The organism is Enterobacter roggenkampii, from assembly GCF_001729805.1.
Taxonomy (GTDB): domain Bacteria; phylum Pseudomonadota; class Gammaproteobacteria; order Enterobacterales; family Enterobacteriaceae; genus Enterobacter; species Enterobacter roggenkampii.
The window spans coordinates 3606246-3629573 of record NZ_CP017184.1 but is presented as its reverse complement, the minus strand read 5'-3'; the positions used below and the strand labels follow the sequence as shown (position 1 = coordinate 3629573).

The following is a 23328-nucleotide window of genomic DNA, read 5'->3' as shown; positions in this document are numbered from 1 at the left end:
TTATTATTAATGCCCGGGCGCTGTGCGCCCGGGTCATCTGTTGCAGGTGCTATCAGGTAATGATGTGTTGCTGGTTAACAAGCTCGTCGTACGTGGTCTGAACGTTATCAAGCGTAACGAGTGCAGTATTAGTGTAGGTGGACCCTGCACCATCACGGTCGATGGAGATCACAGTGTTGCTACCGCTTTGTGTGACATGGATATAATTCCCCAACGAGGCGGTATTACCGTCCCAGCCCACCAGCAGATCGCCAATGTCGATCTTGTCTCCCTGCGCCAGCGAGAACCCGGTCCAGTGATCGCCTCCGGCGCTGCTGACGTTACCCGCCGTGGCATTCCCCACCGTACTGTTCAGCACCTGGTAAATCAGCGTATCGCCGTAGGCCGTACCGGTGATGGCGTCGTTATGCTCAGAGCTGATGAACTGCGGCGCCATATTGATGGTCAGCGTGGCGCTGTCCGTTCTTCCGGCAGAGTCGGTCAGGGTGTAGTTGAAGGTCTCCTTCGACGTCATGGTTGAGAGCGATACCCCGCTGTTGAGGGTATAGGTGTAATGGCCGTCTGCGCCGATCGCCAGGATGCCGTAGTGGCCGACAATGTTCACCGTTGCGCTGCCGGTATACGGATCCAGCGTGGTGGTCACGCCGTTGTAGCCGGTCACGCTCAGACGGGTATCCACCGAGTGGAGCTGATCCAGCACGCCGCCAGAGTCGGTGCCGTCAAAGATATTGCCGTTGACGGTGTGGCTGCCGGTGACGTCGAAATTACTCAGCGAGTAGGTGGTGCCGTTTACGCTTGGCGTGATGGTGATGGTCCCGACGCTGAGCCCCGGTACGCTACCGGTAAAGCTCAGCGTATAGGTCCCGGCGTTGAGATCCAGCCCGGTCAGCGGGACGTCGATACTGCCGCCCAGCAGCGAGGCGCCGCTGAAGGAGCCGCTGCGGATCGCGCCGTTGGCATCGCTAATCGTCCAGTTCACCGTCAGCCCGCCCAGCGCCAGCAGCGAGGCCACGCTAAAGTGCAGCGACGCGTTGTGCAGCGCGGTGTTCGGGTCGACCACGAAGGTTCCGCTGCCGCTGCCCTGGGTTGATGAGAACAGGGCCGTCGTCCAGCTGGCGACGCCCACGGTGGTATCCGAGTAGACCGACGTGTGGTGCACCGAGGTAAGGTCCATCGTGGCGCTGACATCGTTGACCGCATTCATTGCCTGCGCGGTTGGGGTGATGTTGAGCGATGCCGTATCCTTCGAGCCGTCAGGCGCGGTAACGGTGTAGACGAACGTATCCGGCGTGCTGATATGGTCCGCGCCCACGCCGCTCCTCAGGGTGTAGGTGTACTGACCGGACGCATTGATGGTCAGCGTGCCGTATTCCCCCTGAATGGTGGTGGTGCCGCTGCTGTTGACCGTCACGCCGTTCACTTCGGTAACCAGCGTGCCCGCTGGAACCGGGTCATTCGCCAGCACGTCGCCGGTGGTCGTTTCGCTGATACTCGCCACGCTGTAGACATGGTCCTGCAGGACGCTCAGCGTGTAGGCCGTCAGGGCGGTGATCCCGGACGCGGTATTCAGCAGGAACAGGTACTCCCCGGCAGGCAGGTTCAGCGTCAGCTGCGGTGACGTGCCACCCAGCAGCGGCGCGCGCAGCCAGCCCGACTCGACGCGAACCTGCTCGAAGGTCTGGGTCGCATTGTTGAACTTATAGACGTACAGATCGAACACCGATGCCAGCGCCACGCCGCCCACGGAGGCCTGGATGGTCATGGTGCGGGTCGTCCCTTCCTCCACGTTGTAAATAATCGGGTTGGTCAGGTCGTCCAGCAGGTTAAGCCCCAGCGTGCTGCCGAGATTAATGCCCACCAGGGTAAAACCGTTCTGAGACGAGGCGCCGTTATTCACCTCACTCACGGTGGTGTCAAAGGTCAGCGAGGCCGTGTCGTCCACTGCCACAATGCCGTTGATGACCGTACCGGCACCCAGAGACAGCACCAGGTTTGCCGACGCGCTGACGCCGTTATGGGTGATGGTGTAGGTGAAGCTCTCCGTCCGGCCAACGACCGCGGCGCTGGTATCAGTCAGGTTGTAGGTATAGCTGCCGTCGCGGTTGATGGTCAGCGTACCGTATTTGCCCTGGATCACCGTGCCGTCGGCGTTCACGCTGGTGGTCACGCCCTGCGCGTTAGTGACCGTGGAGATAGTGGTGCCGGCCGGCGCATTGTCGCTGCCGGCGGTCGGGTCCGTATCGAGGATCACGTTGCCGTTGAGGCTGGTATCGCCCGTGACCGTACCCGGACCGGTCTCTTTCACCGCCACGTCGAGGCTGGTGTAGGAGCCGGTCGCCAGCAGGTTGGTGTTATAGCTGAGTACGCGGTAGTTGCCGTCGGCCAGCCCGGTCAGGTTCAGCGAGACGCCGGTGGCGCCGAGGGTCAGGAGATCGGCAAACTGCGGCTGGCCGGTATCCACCACGGTTGTCCAGACACCGTTGACGTAGTGCTGCACCACCAGCTCAAGGGTATTGAGCAGAGAGAGCACCGCCCCCGTGGCATTGGCGTTTACCACGATGTCCGCACTGCCGCCGTTGCCCACCGTGAAGTTCACCTGCGCGGTGTCATTACCGATCAGCGTCAGGACGTTGCCCACGGCGCCGACCAGCAGGAAGCCGTAGTCGCTGTACTGGCTGTTGGTCACGGTCGCCGTGGTGCTGAGGTTCAGCTCCTCAACGTTATTGCTGGCGGAGAGCGGCACCACCGGCGCAAGGGCAGAGCCCGGCAGGGAGGTGTTGCCTGCGACGTCGGTCGCGGTGATCTGCAGCATCTGGCCTTCGATCTGTTTGTTAATGAAGGTGTAGCTGTAGGTGCCGTTGCTGCCCGCAATGGCGGTCACCGTTGAACCGTCCGCAAGGCGGATAGTGACGGTGCTGCCCGCCTCCGCGCTCCCGGTCAGGATGCTACCGTCGGCGTTGAAGTTGCCGGTCGGCGCCGTTGGCGCGGTCGTATCGACGATAATCGTCGTCACGGCTGACGCCACGCTGGTGTTGCCCGCCGCATCGGTGGCCGTAGCGGTAAAGTTATGCGTGCCCTGCGTCAACGTGGTGGTGGTTTGTGGCAGGGTCCAGTTGCCGCTGCCATCGGCGGTGACCGTGCCCACCAGCGTGATGCCGTCGTAGATCCGGACCGTGGCATTCGCTTCGGCAGTCCCGCTCAGCGTTGGTCGGGTGTCGTTAGTCGGGTTCGTACCGGTCACGGGCCCGGTGACGCTGCCGACATCATCAATGACCGAACTGATGACCGGCGCGGCTGGCGGAAGGGTATCGACGTTAATGACATATCCGGCGGTGGGGGCGCTGGCGTTGCCCACCGCATCGGTGGCGGTGAAGGTCAACGTGTGCGCGCCGTTGCTCAGCGCCGGAGATGGCGTAAAGCTCCACGCGCCGCCGGTCGCCGTCACGCTGCCGATCTGTACGCCGTTATCAAAGATTTTCACCGTGGCTCCCGCTTCCGCCGTACCGCTGAGGGTCGGCTGCGCGTCGTTGGTGAACCCACCGTTGGCAACCGGCGTCGCCGCATTGCCCACGTCATCCAGAATGCTGGTCAGCACCGGCAGCGCAGGCGGCGTGGTGTCGACGGTGAGGCTGAAGCTGGTGGACGACACGCTGGTATTGCCTGCCGCATCCGTGGCCTGCGCGGTAAAGCTGTGCGGACCACTCGCCAGCGTGGTGGTGAGCACGATGCTCCAGCTGCCGCTGCCGTCCGCGGTGCCCGTGCCGACCAGGGTGGTGCCTTCATAGATCTTCACGGTGGCAAACGGTTCGCTGGTTCCAACAAGCCGAGGTACGGTGTCGTCGGTTGTCTGCCCGGACGTGAGCGGGCCGGTGATGCTGCCCACGTCGTCGATTGCCTGGCTGATAACCGGCGCGTTCGGTGCCGCGGTATCAACAATCAGGGTAAAGCCCGGCGAGGTCGGGCTGACGTTGCCCGCTGCATCGGTGACCGTGGCGGTCCAGGTATGGCTGCCGTTGCCCAGCGGCGCTGATGGCGTAAAGCTCCATGCGCCGGTGCCGTCCGCCTGCACGGTACCGACCGGCTGTCCGTTTTCATACACGGTAACCGTGGCGTTGGCGGTCGCGGTGCCGTTCAGCGTCGGTGTGGTGTCGTCGGTGCTCTGCCCGGAAGAGAGCGGGGTTTGAATACTGCCCACGTTGTCACCCGCGGTCGAGATGACCGGCGCTAACGGCACGCCCGTATCGACCGTCAGGTTAAACGGTGCCGTTGTGGCGCCGGTGTTGCCTGCCGCATCGGTCGCGTTAAAGGTGATGGCGTGTGGACCTTCGGCCAGATCGCTGCCCGGGGTGAAGCTCCAGTTGCCCTGGGCATTGACCACCGCCGTGCCAATTTCGTTGCCATCAACGAGCACGTGCACGGTAGAACCCACTTCGCCCGTGCCGCTGAAGGTCGGACGCGCGTCGTTGGTGCTGTTACCCGACGTGAGCGTCCCGGTGACCGGACCGACATCGTCAACCACGCTGGTGACTACCGGTACACCAGGGGCTGCGGTATCCACGGTAAAGGTGAAGACCGATGAGTTGGCCGAGGCGTTGCCTGCAGTATCCGTTGCATACGCGCGCAGGGCGTAGCTGCCGTCGCCCAGCGGCGTGGTTGGGGTAAAGGACCAGTTCCCGTTTACGTCAACGGTTGCAGTACCAATCTGCGTGCCGTTATTCATGATGTGGATAGTGCTGCCCGCCAGCCCGGTGCCGCTGATGGTTGGGGTGCTGTCGTTGGTTACCTGGCCGCTGGTGAGGTTACCCTGGACGCCGCCAGAGACGTCGTCGTTCACATTATCCAGCGTCGGAACCGTCGGAGCAGTCAGGTCAACCACCACGCTCCAGGGGGCGGAGACCGCGCTGAGGTTGCCCTGCGGGTCGGTCGCCCGGACGGTGAAGCTGTGCGAGCCTTCGCCGAGGGCGGTATCAGGAGTAAACGTCCAGGTACCCGTGTTGTCAGCCGTGACCACGGCAATCTGGGTGCCGCCGTCGAAAAGGGTCACCACGCTGTTTGCGTCCGCTGTCCCTGTAAGGGTTGGCGTGGCGTCGTTGGTGAGCTCGCCGCTGACCACCGTGGTGGCGGCATTGCCCACATTATCCGTGACGTTGGTGATGACCGGCGTGGCGGAAACGGAATCCACCACGACGGTGAAGCCCGCCGAAGGACCGCTCTGGTTCCCCGCCGGATCGGTCTCGCGGATGGTCAGGACGTGATTGCCCTCTGCCAGGACAGGCGTGGTGTAGCTCCAGGTGCCGGTATTGCCGATTACCACACTGTCCAGCAGCACGCCGTTGTTGTAGATCGAGATGGTATCGCCCACCGCGCCGGTGCCGGTGAGCGTCGGCTGGTTGTCGTTGGTGGTCTGGCCGCTGGTCAGCGGGCCGGTGCCCGGGCCGACGTCGTCAATCACGGCGCCGATGGTCGGCGTGCCCGGCGCGGTAAGGTCAACGGTGACGCTGGCCGCCGGAGAGCGGCCGCTGGTCTGGCCGTTAAGGGTCGCGGTCACCTCAAAGGTGTGCAGCCCCTCGCCAAGCGCGGCTGGGGTATAGCTCCAGTTGCCGCTGCCGTCGGCAGTGACCGTCGAGACGGGCGTCACGCCACCGTCCAGGTAGATAGCGATCTGGCTTCCCGCCTGAGCCGTACCGGTGAGGGTTGGGGTGGTGTCGTTGGTCGTTTTGCCTTTCACGTCGCCAATGATTGGGTCGACGTCATCGTTGATCGCCGTGATGACGGGTACATCAGGAAGATTCGGCTCCGTGCCGGTGACGGTGTAATTCGCAACGGGACTTTCATGCCCGGCAGCATCTGTCGCGGTCACGGTCAGGGTCGCGCCATCCTGCTGAGCGGGGCTGACAGCGATGGAGAAGTTACCGCCGGTGGCAACCCCGGTACCAATGACGTTGCCATTACTGTCTTTCACCGTGATAAGGCTTCCCGCTTCGGCACTACCGGTTAGTGGCGTACCTTCTGGTGCCAGGTTCAGATTGTCAGGGGCGTCCGGGGTGAGGGTGTCCACCGTCACGTTCAGCGGGGCTGAACTTCCTGAAGCGTTACCCGCAGGATCGGTAGCGGAGACAGTGAAGGTATGCGGACCCTCTGAGAGCGTTGTGCCTGCGGTCCAGCTCCAGCTGCCGTCCGGCTGGATCGTGATCGGCACACCTGACGCGGTACCGTCGACGGAGACGATAACGGTGGTGCCGGGCTCGCCGGTCCCGGTTAGGGTCGGCGTGCCGTCGCGGGTGTAGAGCACGTTGTTGGTGAGCTGGCTGTCTGAGACGGCATTAATTTGCGGTATCCCGGGCGCAACGGTATCGAGCGTGACGGTAAAGACCGAACTCGGCGAGCTAAGGTTGCCCGCTGCGTCCACGCCCGCTACGGTAATGTTCAGCGGGCCGTCCGTTTGCGCTGGAAGCGTCAGGCTCCATTCTCCGTTCACCACCACGACACGGCCCAATTCGACACCGTTGTTGTAGACGATCACCGTCTCACCGTTAACCCCGGTTCCGCCCACTGTCGGCGTGGTATCTGTGATAAAGCCACCATCAGGCGCACCGTCCACTGCACTAATCACCGGTGTATCCGGCGCCTGGGTATCCACGATGATCGTAATCGCTGACGACGGGTCAGAGACGTTGCCCGCTTCATCGGTGGCGGTGGCAGTATAGGTGTGGCTGCCCTCGGCAATGTCGCTGCCGGGACGCCAGCTCCAGTTGCCGTTGCTGTCTACCGTGACGGTGCCCACAACGGTCGGTGTACCGTTAACGGTGTCAGTGATGTTGATAACGTCGTTCGGCGTACCGGTGCCGCTCAGCACCGGGCGCGGATCGTTGGTGGTGCCGCCATTGGGGACGGGGCCGGTGATCTGGGTGACGCTGTCGGTGACGATCGGTGCCGCAGGCGTAGCCGGCGCCTCGGTATCAATGGTGATGGTGACCGGCTGCGACGGGGCGCTTTCGTTGCCCGTGCCGTCCACGTTGGTGACGGTCAGGGTGATGTCATAGGTGCCGCCAGCCAGGGGGGATGGCGGCGTCCAGGTCCAGTTGCCGGTATTGTCCACGACCGCGTCGCCGATTTTGACGCCGCTGTCGTAGATCGTCACGGTATCACCCGGATTGCCGGTACCGCTCAGGGTCGGCGTGGTGTCGCGGGTGGTTTCGCCTGGATTCAGCGGCGTTGCTGTGCCGTCAGGATTGACGGTAATGGCCGGGATATCCGGCGTGGCAGGCGCAACGGTATCCACCGTCAGTTCAAATGGCGTTGAGAGGGTGGTATTGCCCGCGGCGTCCGTGGCGTGCACCGTCAGGGAATGTGGACCGTCGGTGAGCGGGGTCACGGGCGTGAAGCTCCAGCCGCCGCTGCCGTTGAGGGTGGCGGTGCCGAGCAGAGTCGTGCCGTCATAGACGGTGATCACCGTGTCTGCCGGGGCGGTGCCCTGCAGCAGGGGGCGAGTGTCATCCGTGGTATCGCCGCTGTTGAGCGAACCCAGTACGCCGCCGACGTCGTCGGTCACGGTGGTGATGGTGGCCGCCGCTGGCGCAGTGATATCGACGTTCAGGGTGAAGTCGTCTGACGGCTGGCTGGTGTTACCCGCCGCGTCGGTGGCGACGACGCTAAAGGTATGAGGACCTTCGTCAAGCGGCGTGGGAAGGGTATAGGTCCAGGTGCCGCTGCCGTCGATCGGGATCGTAATAAGATCGGCACCATCCAGGCGAATGGTAACGGTTGAGCCCGGTTCAGCCGTGCCGTTGAGCGTTGGCGTGGTGTCGTTGGTGCTGTCGCCAGAATTGAGCGCGCCGAGGCGCTCCGGCACATCATCCAGCACCTGGGTAATGACCGGCGCCGCAGGCGCGACGCTGTCAACCGTCAGAGTCCAGGTGTTGGAGACGGGGCCGGGGTTACCTGCCGCATCGGTCGCGACGGCGGTCAGAGCATGGGGGCCTTCACCGATTGGGGAGGAAGGGGTAAAGCTCCATACGCCGAGGCCATTGGCAACGGTTGTACCAATTTCAACACCGTCCACGCGCAGGCTGATCGTCGCGTTTGCTTCAGCGGTACCGCTGAGCGTCGGGGTGGCGTCGTTGGTGGTCCCGTTCACGTCGATCGCGCCGGTCTGCCCTGGAATATCGTTTACAACCTGTAAAATCACCGGGGCGCCAGGTGCCGTCCCGTCAACGTTAATTGTCCACGTGTTTGATATCCCGCTCGGGTTACCGGCGGGATCCGTCGCCTTCGCGGTCAGCACCCAGGTGCCGTCGGTCAGCGGTGTGGGCGGCGTAAAGCTCCACTGGCCGGAGGAGGGAACAACCACCGTACCGAGGGCATCGCTGCCGTTATAAATCGTGATGGTCGAACCTGCCTCGCCCGTGCCGTTCACGGTCGGTGCCCGGTCGTTGGTCAGCCCATTCTGGGCCACCGGGCCGGTGGTGGCCTGCACGTCATCAATCACCGACAGGATGACCGGGGTCTGCGGCGGGGTAATGTCCGGTGCCGCCGCGGAGGTGGTCGGACTGGTGTTGCCCGCCGTGTCGGTGGCGTCAGCGGTCAGGATTTCGCCGTTGATCCTCGGCGGGCTCAGCGTCAGGCTGAAGTTCCCCTGACTATCAACAACCACTGTGCCAAGGGTGAAATCGCCTTCACGGATGGTCACCGTGCTGCCTGCTTCTCCAATGCCGCTGATGGTGCCGCCATCATTCGACACCACGAGGTTTCCTGGGGCCGACGGCGGCGTGGTGTCCACGGTAAAGATGATAGGCTCAGAGGCCGTACTCTGGTTTCCGGCGGCATCGGTTTCAGTGACGGTGATCGAGTGCGTTCCGTCCGGGAGCGGGCCCCCAGGGGTAACGCTCCATGTACCGTTAGGCAGCACCGTCGTTGTGCCAATCGCCACGCCGTTATCGTAAATGGTGATGGTTCCACCGGGTTCGCCCGTTCCCGCCAGGATCGGCTGCGAGGCATCGGTAGGCACGCCCGACGTGATTGTTCCTCGGATAAGGCCCGTATCGTCGAGCAGCACAATCGCGGTGGGCGCTGTCGGAGGGGTGAGATCGACGGTGAGGGTGAACACCGGTGAGGCTGGCCCGGTGTTGCCGGCGGCGTCGGTTGCCCGTACGGTAATCTGGTGGGTGCTTTCATTCAGGTCGATGGACGGGGTGAATGTCCATGTGCCATTGCTGGCGACGACCGCAGTGCCAATGGCTATTCCGCCGTCATAAATCGTCACGGTGGATCCCGCTTCGGCGGTGCCGGTGAGCTGCGGCCGCCGATCGTTGGTGCTGCCGCCGTTGGTCACCGTCCCCGTCTGAGGGGCGATATCGTCGATTACGCTGCCAATCGTGGGTGCATCGGGTGCGGTGAGATCCGGTGCGGTGACGCTTGAACCCTGGCTGATATTTCCGGCGTTATCCGTTGCGGTGGCTGTTACCTGCTCGCCGTTGGTCAACGGTGTCCCGAGGGAGACGCTAAAATTGCCGTCGCTGCCCGTTTTTCCTGTGCCAATGACGTTGCCGTTCGCGTCTTTCAACGTGATGGTACTGCCGGGTTCGGCGGAACCGGTGACGGTTTTACCGTCTGAGGAGAACTTAAGGCCGGAAGGTGCATTTGGTGCAGTCGTATCCGGATCGGCCGAATTGTTACTGCTGCCACCACCGCCGCCACCGCCGCCGCTACTTGCCGCGGCCGCGATGCCCCCTGCAGCGGCAATACCACCCAGGGCCCATGGCCAGATGGCGGCGCCACCAGCGTCACTTCCTGACGCCGCAAGCAGCACGTCCGTGGACGCGATAGATTCGTACGTGGCGGCCCCGGTCGGATCTTCAATCCACCATAATGCGCCGTTGCTGTCCTGCAGAACCAGCTGGCTCACGCCCTGCGCGTCCGCCACATAGAAGTTTTTAAGGGTGATCACCTCGCCGGAGTGCAATGTCACCAGCAGGTCGTTACCGCTTCGCGCGAAATGTGAGACGCTCGCTCGCTCGACGTGAAGCTCAACGACAGAGGAATGGTTCAGCGTAACCTGTGTACCTTCCAGGGTCGTTTCTACGCCAGTAAGTTTTGAAATAACAGAGATTTGGCTCATTTTGTTATTACTCCAGCAGAAGTGTCATGAACGGCGAGCAAGACGAGCCATCTCTGCTGAAGGTAAAGGGCGCCCCCGGCGCAGTTGCTGTTATAAAACAGCGCTCACCGTAGATTTCAGCGCGCACGATGCCCGCCATGCGTCAGAGTGGCAACATCAGAGCGAATCTAATGACTTATGAAAAAACCGTTTAATGGGTGTTTTGTATTTTATAAAACCCTGTAATTAATAGAGGAATTGGTTTCTGGAATATAAAAATGATATAGACAGAAAATGAGGGTTGTGCAAATTAAGCTTTGGTAAATAAAGATGGAAACAATGAGTGGGGCATTAATGGATTGCTCTTTTTTATAATTGTTGTTTTTTATATCATTGTTTTTAATGCCTTTTTTGTTTTATTTTGTGGTGCTGTTATTTAACGTTTACGTCCCGGTATGATAATTGGTAGGGAGCATTTTAAATATCATGTCAAACGTTATTATTTAAGCGCGCTTAATGTGTGTTTAAGTTAGGGTAACGTTTTTGATGTAAGATATATTATGTCACTTAGGTAATGAAATATATTCTTGTACAGGGTTAAAACTCTGCTAATAGGCGCAAGGAATAATAACGAGAAAACAAAAAATAACCTGGTTTATTACCTTTACAACTGAAGTGCAGGCAGGGTTTTAGGACAGAAAAAAATTCACCGAAGAATGAATAAAAATCCTCACCCGGACGTTTACTGACGTCACACCCCACTCACCCTGGAGTTTTATATGCGCACAACCTCGTTTCGTTTGATCCCGGTGCTGATTTTTTCTCTGCTGTCTCCACTGGCGCTGGCCATGGGCAATAATAGTACCGAGAGCAAAACGCCTGATTGTCCTTCCGGACAGGTGTATGACAGCGCCACGCAGAAATGCGTGCCGGACAAGAGCAGCAGCCTCAGCGACCAGGACAAAACCAACTACGCGTACCATCTCGCGAAGAAAGGCGAGTACCAGGCGGCGCTGAACCTGCTGGATTCGCTGAAAAATGGCAACACGGCTGAAGCGTGGAACTATCGCGGGTTCGCCACGCGCAAACTGGGCCGAACGGACGAAGGGATTGGCTATTACCAGCGCGCGCTGGCTATCGCCCCGGATTACGCCAAAGCCCGGGAGTATCTCGGTGAAGCGTGGATGGTGAAAGGACGCCCGGACCTCGCGAAAGAACAGCTGAAGGTCATTGCCGGAATCTGTGGCCAGTCCTGCGAGGAGTACCGTGACCTGCAGGCTGCCATTAATGGACATCCGGAATCCTGATCTTCTCGTGGAGGGAAAACCCATCGCAACCCGTGAGGTTCGTCAACAGCTTGCCGCACACCTGCCGCGCCTCTGGCGCTATGGGCTGGTGCTGTCGCGAAACAGGGATATCGCCGAAGAGCTGGTTCAGTCCACCTGCGTGCGTGCGCTTGAAAGAAGCAGCCAGTATACGCCTGGCACGCGCATCGACAGGTGGCTGTTCGCGATCCTGCACTCCATCTGGATCTCTGAGCTTCGGGCACGACACGTTCGCCAGGGGCAGGGATTTGTCCCCAGCGACGAGCTGCTGGCACCCGACACCCGCGAACAGGATGAGACGCGCCTGCATTACCTGAAGGTGATGCAGCGCGTTAATGCGCTGCCCGAAGCCCAGCGCAACGCGGTATTTTTGGTTTATGTCGAAGGCTTTACCTACCAGGAGGCGGCGGAGACCCTGGCGGTGCCGATTGGTACCGTGATGAGCCGGCTGGCGACGGCGCGGGCTCGGCTTGCCAGATCCGCTGACGCACTCCCCCGGTAAAGGAGAAACGCTCTTGAACGCGCACCGTTTTGCACCGCCCTATAACGACGACGCCATCGTGGCCTGGATAGATGGCGAGATGTGCCGCGCCGACGCGCAGTTATTTGAAGAACAGTTAAAATGTGACGAACGCCTCGCCGGGCGAACCGACGAACTGATGAAAAGCAGCCAGGATTACGCCGGGGCGTTTGCCTCCCTGCTGGATGATGCGCCTCTTGAGAGGATGCAGGCGCGTCTCGCGGCACTTCCCGACCCGCAGGTCTCGACGGCGGCTGGCGTCAGCCGACGGGCGCTGATCGCCGCCTCGGCCAGCTTTTTGCTGGTGGGTTCCGGGCTGGGGTATCTGCTGCGTCGCTCAGCTGCGCCTGCGGATGAGAACGCCCATATCCGCGACCTCGAAGCGCAATATATGTCCCTGTACAGCGTCGAGACGCTGCTGGATATGGACAGCGCAACGCCGGTTCTGCAGCGCGGGCTGGAACGGGCCGCGCAGGACATCGGCATGACGCTAAACCTGTCGCAGCTTACCCTGCAGGGGGCAGAGCTTAAAATGGTGCGCATGCTGCGCTATGAAACGACGTCTATCGCGCAGATAGCCTGGATCAACGCCGACTACGGCCCGATGGCCCTCTGTATTTCGCCTGTTGATGAGAAGACGACGGTCTCGCTCCAACAGGAGCAGCGGCACAGCATGAACCTGGCGTGGTGGCAGGAGGCGGGCTATCAATTTGTCCTGATTGGCCGCAACCCGCCGTCTCACCTGCGGGGAAACGCTGAGCGGCTACAGCGCGTGATCTCAGGATGACGGCACCTTGTTAGTCTGTATCGCAATGGCGATGGCAATACGATCGTCCACGACCAGGGCAAACTTATCCATCCCGTAGGACGCGCGTGATATCGCGGTGGTGGCATCCAGGGTGAGGGCCTGCGCATGCGGGTCTTTCACCGCGGCCTCCAGGATCACCGGCCGGGCAATGTTTCGAACGGTCAGCGTGCCGAACACCCTGAACCGTCCGGCGCCCTGGTCGACCACGCGAGAGCTGATGAACTCGATGGTCGGGTAGTGCTCCGCATCAAAAAACATGTCGCTTTTTAATTGCCAGGTGAGCAGCTTGTTTGAGGCCACCAGGGTTGCTACGGGAATGGTGACGTGGATGTGGTCGTCAACGTCGTTATCCGGATTGAGCGTTACGGCACCCGTCACGCCGCTGAACGTCGCCCAGGAGAGGATGCCGCCGAAGGCGTGCCACGAGAGCCGAATGGCGGTGTTTTCGGTGTCGATAAGGTAGCTTTTCGGGGCAGCATGCAGGGAAGGGCATAACAGCAGAACGGTCAGAAAGGCCAAAAGGCGATACATAGTGGTTTCTCCGATAAGTGCGCACTGCGTAAACGCCTGAGGTGCTAATTATATTCGAAGAAATAAAAAAGGCCGCAATCGCGACCTTTTCGTGAGGATAATTAATTACTCAGTGACTTTCTTTTCCAGCTCGCTGGCACCTTCTTTGGTTTTGTTCCAGCCTTTCTCCGCGCCTTCTTTGGTGGCATCCCACCCTTTCTCGGTGCCTTCTTTGGTTTTATGCCAGGCTTTCTGGGAATCTTCGCTGACCTTGCTGCCAAAGCTTTCGCTTTTACCTTCCGCAGCATGCTTCTGTTTCAGCTTCAGCTCTTCACCTTTGTTCTGCTCTTCGTGCAGTTTTTGCTTCGCCTCGTTGGCGTTTGCGTTCGCCGCCGCGACGGTATCGTCAGTTGCATGTGTGGTCGCAGCAAATACTGGGGAAGCCAGCAGAACGGCAGATAATGCGATAATTGTTTTTTTCATAATATCCTCATTTAACGTTATCGGTTATGAGCGTGGTTCAGCATGGCACAGGCGAAACGGGATGGCTTTAGGAAAAAACTGTAATGAGATCAACATGCCCTGATGAGAGGTATTTAGCCTGAGGATTATCCAAAGGATAAAACGCCTATTTCCGCGAGGGCGGCGAGTGTCAGGAGAATGAATATTATGACGGTTATGGGTCTGTACATGATGGGGTTCCTTCCGGGTTGAGCGGCTATTCCGTAGCGCTGGGTAGGGGTGTTTTTTTATTCTCCATAGGGGGAGGGGCGGTGTCGTTGATGTTGGTCAAAGGGAGAGGGTAGCTTTTCAAGCGAGAAGATGAATGAGCTCTGTCAGGGCTGGACGTAGTGATTGTGGTGGAATGATCGCAGATTCACTCCCTTCTCGCTGGCGGCTCGCTTGTTCATGGCGGGTTTGATAAATACTCCGTTCTCGATTATGTCGTTGTGGTAGACCCTCTCTACTATGACGAAATCACGGCTCAGCGTATTGTGTTCGCCGGAACACTGGGTCACCTGCTCCATGCTTTCACCGGGGAACATGTGGGAGAGCCTCGTCTGCTTAGCCATGCTGAAAGCCGGAGCCTGGGCCTGAAAGGTTTTGGTCTGTTCCGCCCCCATGTTCAGACGACGTTTGCTAAAAAATGGTCGTCTGAATTTCGGTTGTGAGGTTTTTCCTGAATGCTTAGATTCATTTTCAATCTATCGAGAGGATGTGAATATGAACTTTGCAGAACGCCACTATCAGCATGTGCCTCTTCTTATCGCCAACGTCTGGGATGCCGCCAGTGCTGTCGCTGCGCAAAAAGCAGGCTACCAGGTTCTTGGAACGTCCAGTGCAGCTATAGCGTCCACACTGGGATATGACGACGGGCAGGGAGTGCCGTTTGATGAGCTATTTTATATGGTCACCCGGATCCGGGCTGCCAGCAACCTGCCATTGAGCGTTGACATGGAAGCAGGGTATGGTGATTCAGCCGAAGAGATAGCAGACAATCTGCGGCGCCTTGCTCAGACAGGCGTCGCAGGCGTTAACCTTGAAGACAGCCGAGTCATAAACGGGGTTCGTCAGCTTGACGATGCCTCTGATTTTTCCCGTAACTTGAGAACAGTGTGCGATACGCTGAGAAGCGAAAATTATAGCCTGTTCCTGAACATCCGGACTGATACTTACCTGCTCGGGCATGAAGACGCGTTGCAGGAGACAATATTACGGGGTCAACGCTATAAAGCTGCAGGTGCTGACGGCCTTTTTGTTCCCTGCCTCACGTCAGAGAAAGACATCAGCCTCATTGCAGAGGCAACGGGATTGCCTTTGAATGTCATGTGTATGCCCGATCTTCCGTCATTCGACAGGTTGAAACGGGCAGGGGTAAGCCGCATTTCAATGGGCAATTTTGTTCATTCAGCGATGCAGTCAACGCTGACCGATGTCATGCATGCGATCCGATCTCGTCAGACGTTTGAAGGACTTTTTGGTGATGAAAATAACCGATAAAAATCTGTGTGATATCTGGTATCAGGCATTACTTGAACGTGCTTCAGACTACACTGGCGTGTTTTTTGTAGGCGTCAAAACCACGGGCGTATTCTGCATTTCGGTATGCCGGGCGCGAAAGCCCAAGCGCGAAAATGTCGAATTTTATAAAGATGCCAAATCTGCCCTGGCGGACGGCTTTCGTCCCTGTAAGGTCTGCAGACCTGCGGAAAATGCGCACAGCGCGCCATTATTCGTTGAGCAGGCGCTTGCGCTTGTCAGGCGCGATATCAAATCCCGTGTAGCAGACGCGGAGCTTCGTCAGCATGGCATCAGCCCGGAGCGGGTAAGGCGCTGGTTTCTGCAACATCACGGCATCACTTTTCAGGCTTTCCAGCGAATGCAGCGGGTCAACGTTGCCCTGCAGGAGCTGAAAAGTGGACGAGCGGCGACTGACGTTGCGCTGGACAATGGCTATGAATCGCTTAGCGGCTTTGGTTATACCTACAAGCGGCTTACTGGCGCAGCGCCGACTCAGGCAACCCAGGTTATTGTCATTCACCGGTTTACCACGACGCTTGGACCGATGTTTGTCTGCGCGACAGACCGGGGAGTCTGTCTGCTGGAGTTTACCGATCGCCGGATGTTAGAAACAGAATTCCGCGATATTCAGCGTTTATTTAACGCCAGAATCGTCACCGGCGAAAACAGCCATACCCGGCAGACAGTAAAAGAAATCGGCGAGTATTTTGCCGGAACGCGCCGACAGTTCGATCTCGCTTTAGATGCTCCAGGCAGTGATTTTCAACAATCCGTCTGGCATGCGTTGCGTGCTGTTCCCTATGGACTGACCTCACACTATCAGGCCATTTCACTACGGCTTAATAAGCCCAATGCTGTGCGCGCCGTCGCTGCAGCTAATGGTGCCAACCGGATTGCGATTGTGATCCCCTGTCACAGGATAATTGGAAAAGATGGTGCGATGACAGGTTATGGAGGGGGGATTTCACGCAAAGAATGGCTTATTGAGCATGAGAGAAATTATGTTTAATGGCGTGACATGTTGAGGGCAATAAAAAGCCCGCAGGGCTTGCACCGTGCGGGCTCTTAGGACTTCATCGGATGACTCTGGTAATCACCGATGGGGCTGGCGTCCTTGTAATTGGTGGGGGAGGTGGTTGAGTTTTTTAGGGATTTTGATTTTTTGCGTGAAGGGGAAGGCGCAAAAAGAGTGGCGATGGTGTTGATATGGAGGGGTTTTTTGTAAATAATTGATTTTCAGTGTGATTATTGGGGGCTGGGTTTTGCATGTTGGTTGAGGCTTTGGTGGAAGTTGTAGGCTTGTCGTTCGTTTCAGTCCGCTTTGCGCCATTTGCAGCTGTTCTTCTCCACGTATTACTGGACTAACTTCAGTTAGCATCATATTCATGCGCTTTAATTTCAATTTTACTAATGGTTTATTATAGTTCTAGTGAAAGATATAATTATAAAATATATTTCTGTTATGGTGTAACTTTACGGAAAGATAATTACTTTTCAAAATGAAAATTTAGTTGAGCATTTCATAACATAAAGACGTAGTATTGATGGTAACTTGGTTAATTTAGCAGTAAATACTGGTTTTGGTTGCGTAATAGCTTTATTAGGTGTATTTATTAATGCAAGAGTGTAACCTTTGAAGAGTCGAAAATCTTACTTCTAGGCTTAACAGAAATATCTCTCGCGTTAAGTGGTTACAGTGATTATTTAAAAGCAATGCGACGAAGTTATTATTGTGGTAAAGCTGATATTAATGAATAAGATAAGGAGTAAATAAGAACTAAGTTACTTCTCAAAGATAAGTTCTGTTTAATGTTTTTCGAAGAAATTGTAAAGAAGTAAATAACAAAACACCCTAAATAGTAGAATCATGGACTGTATGAACACAACTTAGAGGTCTCACTCAGAACAGTCATCACACTATTCTAGTTATGACGACTGTACGGATAAGGAGTTTATGTTCTAGCTTAAGAAATTATTATTTAAGCTATACTGATTTAGTTGCCGTGCTTTTAATTTAAGTATTTGTCACTAGCGATTGTAGCAAATTATTGACAGCATCTGATGGCATACTACCTTTTGATTGTATGAATTGGCTAAGTTTTTGTGCCGCCTGAGCGACGACTGGATTTGCTGTTGATCTTACCTCAAACTCACTAACTTTCTGCAATAACATACTGCAAAGTTTTTTCCCTTGTGAAGTTTTACCTATGTAAGCACGAAAGTGTAGGTGATTAGTCTGTACTACCAGTCGATCAATGTGTTGAGAAAAAATATGATGGCGTGGATGATAACATACCCAGGTGCTGGTGTGTTGCCGATATCCGTTTCCAATAGATACAGGCAGGGCATAATAATCGTGTGCAGATTTAATCATATTACATGTCATACATACTCGAACGAGATTCTCTTCAACAAAGGTGAATTGTGGATAGATTGAGCTCGGTAATATATGATCAATATTCGAATTGCTATTATGAAATATTCTATCTTGACAATAGCCACAACGATTTGAAAGCCCATGCACATAGTCCGTAATGGCGTTGTAGACTCGTCTTCCTACGGGACCATCGTTATATAACTTCGACCATAACTTAGTTGTTCCATTACGCGATTTATCATAATAATCGATAGCCTTATTAGTTGCTTCTTTTATTTTTTTTGCTTGCGAATATGATTTACGAACTTCCCTCAGAAGTTTCATTCGGTCTCTCCCTGAAGGTTATTGGTCACCCCTGAATGTTTAGACATCGCAATCAAGTCCTTGATAGCCATATCGAAGTCATCAAGTGTTCGCTTAATATCATCACTGTCCTTTTCTGTATGAGATGCAAGTTTAAGCTTTCTTTTGAATTCCTCAACGGATGCAAGCGTTGATTTTTCTGTTCTATTATAATTTCCTCTGGTAATGTTTTCAGCAGTTAAATCGTCAATAGTTTTTGTTACGATAGCAGCAAGTTCTTCGAATATATATTTATTGTCAGGAGGCAGTGTGTTGAAGTTTTTATATAGAATTCGTTCGACATTGAATTCATTATCTATTATTTTAGATAATTCTCCATTAAATAAATTATAACAATCGGCGCCCATTTGTAACGCACTTGAAATTATTACCGGTGAATGAGTGGCGATGTAACAATTGACATCATTTTTTAAAGATAATAAAGGATGAAAAAGCTCTGGCCACTTCACTTGCCACTCTACGTGCAAGCTTACTTCTGGCTCGTCGATGAAATAGCATACCCCTCCTTTAATTGATGTAACTATTTTTAACGCAGTTGTAATGATGTACTGCTCACCGGAACTTAAATCGGAAAAGGGATATGGCGTATCATTTTTGTAAAAAACAGCTTCAAAAGGGCGTTCTTTAGTTTCAAGCATCTCTTTATTTAACGCTGCAAAATCATTTGTTAATTCTTGTGTGTCAAATGGCTGTGTTTTTGAAAATTTTGTTTTTCTGTAACTGATGCCAAATTTACCTTCGAACCCTATTTCTTTAAGAAATTTCATTAATGCTGGGCATAAATCTGTGTCTAATATGGCAAGATAAAGCAATACAGCATTTGCTGCTAGAGTGCCGTTATGAGTACCGTTCCCGACAGTTCTGTTTCCCAGGTAACGATATGAACCATTGGCCGTTTTCTTAATCTGAGATCTAAACTTGAATTTGTCTGATACACCAGAAGCGATCACTACAACATCACGACTTTCTGAGAGTCGTTCTGCATTTTCTTCTAGCGCTCGACTCTTTCCTGAACCATTGTTACCAATAATATAAGTAAATCTATTGTTTCCAGAAAATTCCATGCTTTCACCAGATATGGTTAATTGGATAAATTAAATGAGGTGAAGATAATATTCTCAAACCCTCTCGAGGTTGATATAATCCTTGCTTAGTTGAGTATTTTACAATCAATGGCACTGGCATGTCCAGTTAATATATTATCAATGTGGGTTTATATCCGATAATTATCGCTATTTGACTGTAACTTGCTTTTTCAATGTACATACTATTTCAAAATATGACTATTTTAAATGATCGGTAAAATATTTTCAGCTAGTGGTTATTTTCATAAAGTCCTTTTTGCGACCTGACACTTACTTGGATGCATAGATGATCAGAAAAAATGACATATTGGTTGATAGGCTTGCGCTCCTCGTTAATAGCAGACCAGCCTTGCTTTCTATCCGCTTCGTGCCAATAGTCTATTAAACCGCATTAAAGTGATCATGTAAGTTTGAGCCTAAATCATGGATTGAGGTTATTGAGAGGTGTAACGGTCTCGCCTTTTCACCTCACTGCGTGTTGATGCCGAGAAGGTTAATTAACTGCCCGACAATCTTGTCCTCATCGAGAATCAGATCCACACTAGCCACCTGTAATTGTTCCTTGCCTGCTAGAATCCTATAGCCTGCATTCAGAGGTTGCGTTCCCAGACCTGCATGATGTGGATAGAGAAGCATAACTTGTGGGCAGTGATAAATCCGTGCATAGGCCATCATCTGGTAGACATCAGCCTGCGATATGCCATGCCTGGCATCTTCGGGATGACACCCAATACGCTTCCATTTAGTGTCTATGATCATAACAATCTGATGGTCCCGCTCGATAAGCAGATCCGGTCGGGTCTGGAAGCGTGGTTTGCCTTCTTTTACGTCCTCGATCAGACAGTATAATCTGCCTGCCTGTGCACGAACCGTCCATTCCGTACCGCGTACAGCACGCTTCGCCAGCGCCGCTATATATGCCTCGAACAGGTCGTTCATTGGGAAAAGCAGTGTAATCCCGTTCTGCGCTCGTTTATCGTGGTGTGTAGCTTGCCAGTCGCGTCGCAGGAGAAGACGTGCCAGATTGTAGAGGGCTTCCCAGCGATGATTGGTTCGGTCGATCCGTACCTGTGACCACGGCAGATGACTGAAAGGGACGTCGCTAACACCCGCTAACAGGATGCGCAATTCATTCAGACGACGGAGCGTATCAGCAGCGCGGGCATAATGGTGAAGCAGAACTACACACGCCTTCATAATTCGAAGTAGGGCGGTATCAGCCGACAGTTCGTCGTAACGACAGGCGAGACGGTCGGGGCGGACGGCAAGCGTAGTGAATTGTCGTTTGATATTGAGCCTTCCGCGCAATGAGGGCAAATCGTCTTCCTGTGCCAAATAGGTGCGCGGTAATCCCCGATGTACTTCAGATAAGAGTCGCTCGGCGAACAAGCGGATGAGTATCTCTAGCAAGCTTTCAGCTTGTCTCGCCATTGTTGCAGCCTGTCCATTGCCGAGTTTAAGGCCGAGGGCGACATCAAGCATACGTATCAGGCGACTGCGTATTGTGGCGTCCGGTTCTATCGTCTCGTCGTCGAATTTGGGCAGGATCTCAAGGCTACATCCCGGAGCGGCAATGACCCCAACCATTTGCCCGGCAATAATTTTGTTATGGCGATCGATTAAGATATTGGTACCGTGCTGATTTGCAAGCGGATGCTCGCGCGCCGCCGTAAGCAGCGCGTTAGCCTGCAGGCGGGTAAAAGCATGAGGAGCGTTTATGCTGCTTTCAGTGTTCACACAAACACCACCCCATTCGCGAACCGTGAGGTGCGTCATTCTTTCGATTCACCAGCCACCTCAAGAGCGGTGACATTTAACGTTCTGGTTTTGCCTATCAGTCGATCAAAGGCGTCATTTCTGAACGGTGCACGTACCGACCAGCTTGATAATAATTCCCCCTCTATTCCGGGTGGTGGTAAAATCTGCTCTTCCTGCATAAAACCATCGCCCAGCACTGCCGCGATTCGGCTCCAGTCCTCGAAGAAATACTCTTGTAACAGCGGTATGACCTTATTGCGCACTGCATCTTCAACTTGTGCCCTGGATTCACAATTGATAAAGAAGGCGTGTCCAATGCGATATTCCCGGCCTATAAGATATTCAATTCGCTGGTTGATTATGGTAAGAACGGCTTTGAGATCGATCCCCTCTACTTCACTTAGCAGGGTCGCGTCGGGAGCCATTTCCCGGAAGTTGAATCGCCGCCTTAATGCTGTGTCGAGCAATGCGATGGATCGATCGGCGGTATTCATGGTGCCTATGATATGAAGGTTGGCGGGGATGCCAAAATCTTTCTTTTTCGAATAAGGCAGAGTTACGGTGAGTGCATCAGGCATTCCAAGACGTTTATCCGGCTCAATTAACGTAATCAGTTCACCGAACACTTTCGAGATATTTGCCCGGTTGATCTCATCAATAATGAGGACGAATTGTTCTGGTTGTCCTTTAACATCGGAACTATTATCCAGATTCTCTGTACTCGAGAGCAGTCTGCCTAGCGCCGGGATATTCACACGACTGGTGGCAATGGAATAGAGCGTCCGCATGGTGAAGTTACCATCGATAATTGTATCGAGTGGCAGTGGTTCATCAAGGGTCAGTAGCCAGCGAACTGGACGGCGGTGGGCATAGTAACCTTCGGCTTCAGGAACGAAATAGTAATCACCAGTTATTTCAGCGATAGCGCGAAACGCAGTGTTCCCGTAAGGGACAATCACGATATCACCAGGCTTCATTTCGCAACGGAAGGGATAGGTTTGCGTCCAGTTACTAGGCGTCAGATTCCCTGGATTTTGCTTGATCCATTCATCATGAATCGCGTTGAACGATGAGAATCTATCCGCGCTCCAGTCTATGGTCCCACCCCAACCCAGAGCAATATAACCATTGTCGCGGGCATCTTCATACACATCGTCTTCGGTGCCAATTGTCCCTTGCCCCATTTTCCAGAAGCGTTTCTGGGATAGTTGCAGTGCCGAGGCATCTGTCTGTGCACGGGGTTGTGTTCTGGCCTGATCGGCAAGGGCACAAATTTCTCTGAAGAGCCCCGGCGTAGGCATGAGTCTGAATCCAGCAGACGAAGACTCATCTTCACCGATTTCTGGACGAAGGCCCTCAACGAAGGTTTCGTAGTCATAGCTCTGGTGGAATGTGACGAAAGAGATTCTCTTTTCTGCCATCAGTTCGTTATAGCGCGCCATCAGGGCCGCACGCCCATCTTTTGAGTTCGGATAGGCATCTTTACCATCGCAGAGCGCTACGGCTTCCCTTGCCGTGTGATAGGTCTTTCCGGTACCTGGAGGACCGTAAAAAATAAGGTTAGTCGGAGTTGGTTTAGTCTGGGCCACCAGTTCGCTTCCTTCCGTAAGGATGAACGTATATTTCCGGGTTGTGCTCTTTTTAGGTCCTTCCGTCACCGGAGGGGGAACATCCGCTAGTTCCTGAAATTTTTGACCATCAAGAGCCTGACAGATGTTCGGCCATCCCTTGTCGAGACCCATTTCAGTATTCAGAGGACCAACTACCAGGGTGACACTTGCGTCACCTCGCTCTCTGGCTGGGGTGATGTAGTTTTCAAGGACATAATCCCGAATTTCGTCGGCCTGAGAGTCATCACCGCTCAGGAAGCGTCCATATTGTCCGAGCCAGCTATTCCAGTTGGACAATCGGTTAAGCGGTTGCTCTGATTCAGGCATTAGCAACCGATAGTCATCGCCGTTATCTTTGGCATCACGGCGAATCTCTTTGATCCGCTGTCGCAATTGCGCAAATCCATCCGCCTTGTAGGCTGCATCCAGATCTGCATGAGGAGAACCAAGTGCTGCGAGATTTTTTTCTATAGTTTTGACAGCATAAATACGGGAATTGAGGCCTGCTTGCGTTTTGGCGCCTTTGCTCTTCAACCATTCCTGAAATTCAACTTCGAGCATTTCCGATGCCCTCTCATTTTCGTTAACTTACTGATAGCTATCATTGTGGATGATGGAAGGGGCAGTACTGCAACTCTTCGCTACAGATTGTCAATAATATTAATCTTCCGTGCTGATTGTCTCGCTTGCGGGGCGAAGAGTTTGACCAACCTGACATAGCAGACAGGTATCATCCTCGAATGTCATGGTCCCTCAGGAGTGCAGCCCAAGCGCTGTGTCGCTTACCGTAAACATAGCACTATGGATGCCTCGGTCAAGGTATGTTTTTTCATAATTTTTTGATAAAAAACAAT

At 54.6% G+C, this 23328-nt stretch carries 12 protein-coding genes and 1 pseudogene; 6 read left to right on the top strand and 7 right to left on the bottom strand.

Annotation, left to right across the window (positions count from 1 at the left end):
* Positions 1–52 precede the first annotated feature (52 nt).
* Complete coding sequence (locus BFV67_RS16960) at positions 53–10117, bottom strand: BapA/Bap/LapF family large adhesin (protein ID WP_069598705.1); 10065 nt, start codon at positions 10115–10117, stop codon at positions 53–55.
* 758 nt (positions 10118–10875) lie between these two features.
* Here BFV67_RS16960 and BFV67_RS16955 point away from each other — a divergent pair.
* From BFV67_RS16955 to BFV67_RS16945, 3 genes are read left to right on the top strand one after another with little or no spacing between them, the layout of a single operon-like run.
* A complete protein-coding gene (locus BFV67_RS16955) occupies positions 10876–11403 on the top strand; it encodes a tetratricopeptide repeat protein (protein ID WP_008502544.1) in 528 nt (175 codons plus the stop codon).
* Complete coding sequence (locus BFV67_RS16950; RefSeq protein ID WP_069598704.1) at positions 11384–11923, top strand: RNA polymerase sigma factor; 540 nt, start codon at positions 11384–11386, stop codon at positions 11921–11923. Before BFV67_RS16955 ends, BFV67_RS16950 begins: the two co-directional genes overlap by 20 nt.
* Before the next feature lie 13 nt (positions 11924–11936).
* The gene (locus BFV67_RS16945; RefSeq protein WP_069598703.1) at positions 11937–12728 is read left to right on the top strand and encodes an anti-sigma factor family protein; all 792 of its coding nucleotides are present in this window, start codon (positions 11937–11939) and stop codon (positions 12726–12728) included.
* On the opposite strand, the gene BFV67_RS16940 is transcribed toward BFV67_RS16945, so the two are convergent.
* Entirely contained in the window at positions 12720–13280 is a 561-nt protein-coding gene (locus BFV67_RS16940) for a YceI family protein (RefSeq protein ID WP_069598702.1), read from the bottom strand. The two genes, BFV67_RS16945 and BFV67_RS16940, sit on opposite strands and share 9 nt — an antisense overlap.
* 105 nt (positions 13281–13385) lie before the next feature.
* Positions 13386–13742: a hypothetical protein gene (locus BFV67_RS16935; protein ID WP_008502540.1), complete on the bottom strand. Its 357-nt coding sequence runs from the start codon at positions 13740–13742 to the stop codon at positions 13386–13388.
* Between the two features lie 386 nt (positions 13743–14128).
* Between BFV67_RS16935 and BFV67_RS23485 the strand changes: the two are divergent.
* From BFV67_RS23485 to BFV67_RS16920, 3 genes and pseudogenes are all read left to right on the top strand, one after another.
* Positions 14129–14326, top strand: a pseudogene (locus BFV67_RS23485) (nucleotidyltransferase domain-containing protein); the annotation flags it as partial.
* A gap of 157 nt (positions 14327–14483) precedes the next feature.
* Positions 14484–15260 carry an isocitrate lyase/PEP mutase family protein gene (locus BFV67_RS16925; RefSeq protein ID WP_069598700.1) on the top strand — a complete coding sequence of 259 codons (777 nt, stop codon included), beginning with the start codon at positions 14484–14486 and terminating at the stop codon, positions 15258–15260.
* Positions 15244–16290 (top strand): bifunctional transcriptional activator/DNA repair enzyme AdaA, encoded by a 1047-nt coding sequence (locus tag BFV67_RS16920; RefSeq protein WP_069598699.1) that lies wholly within the window; start codon positions 15244–15246, stop codon positions 16288–16290. The genes BFV67_RS16925 and BFV67_RS16920 overlap by 17 nt, the downstream gene beginning before the upstream one ends.
* A 1005-nt stretch (positions 16291–17295) precedes the next feature.
* On the opposite strand, the gene BFV67_RS24280 is transcribed toward BFV67_RS16920, so the two are convergent.
* The 4 genes from BFV67_RS24280 to BFV67_RS16905 form a co-directional block, all read right to left on the bottom strand.
* Positions 17296–17982: an HNH endonuclease gene (locus tag BFV67_RS24280; RefSeq protein WP_126307388.1), complete on the bottom strand. Its 687-nt coding sequence runs from the start codon at positions 17980–17982 to the stop codon at positions 17296–17298.
* A complete protein-coding gene (locus tag BFV67_RS16915) occupies positions 17979–19085 on the bottom strand; it encodes an AAA family ATPase (protein ID WP_071965107.1) in 1107 nt (368 codons plus the stop codon). Before BFV67_RS16915 ends, BFV67_RS24280 begins: the two co-directional genes overlap by 4 nt.
* 489 nt (positions 19086–19574) lie before the next feature.
* The gene (locus BFV67_RS16910; protein WP_069598697.1) at positions 19575–20882 is read right to left on the bottom strand and encodes an McrC family protein; all 1308 of its coding nucleotides are present in this window, start codon (positions 20880–20882) and stop codon (positions 19575–19577) included.
* Positions 20879–23035, bottom strand: coding sequence for an AAA family ATPase (locus tag BFV67_RS16905; protein WP_069598696.1), 2157 nt, complete (start codon positions 23033–23035; stop codon positions 20879–20881). Before BFV67_RS16905 ends, BFV67_RS16910 begins: the two co-directional genes overlap by 4 nt.
* Between the last annotated feature and the right edge of the window lie 293 nt (positions 23036–23328).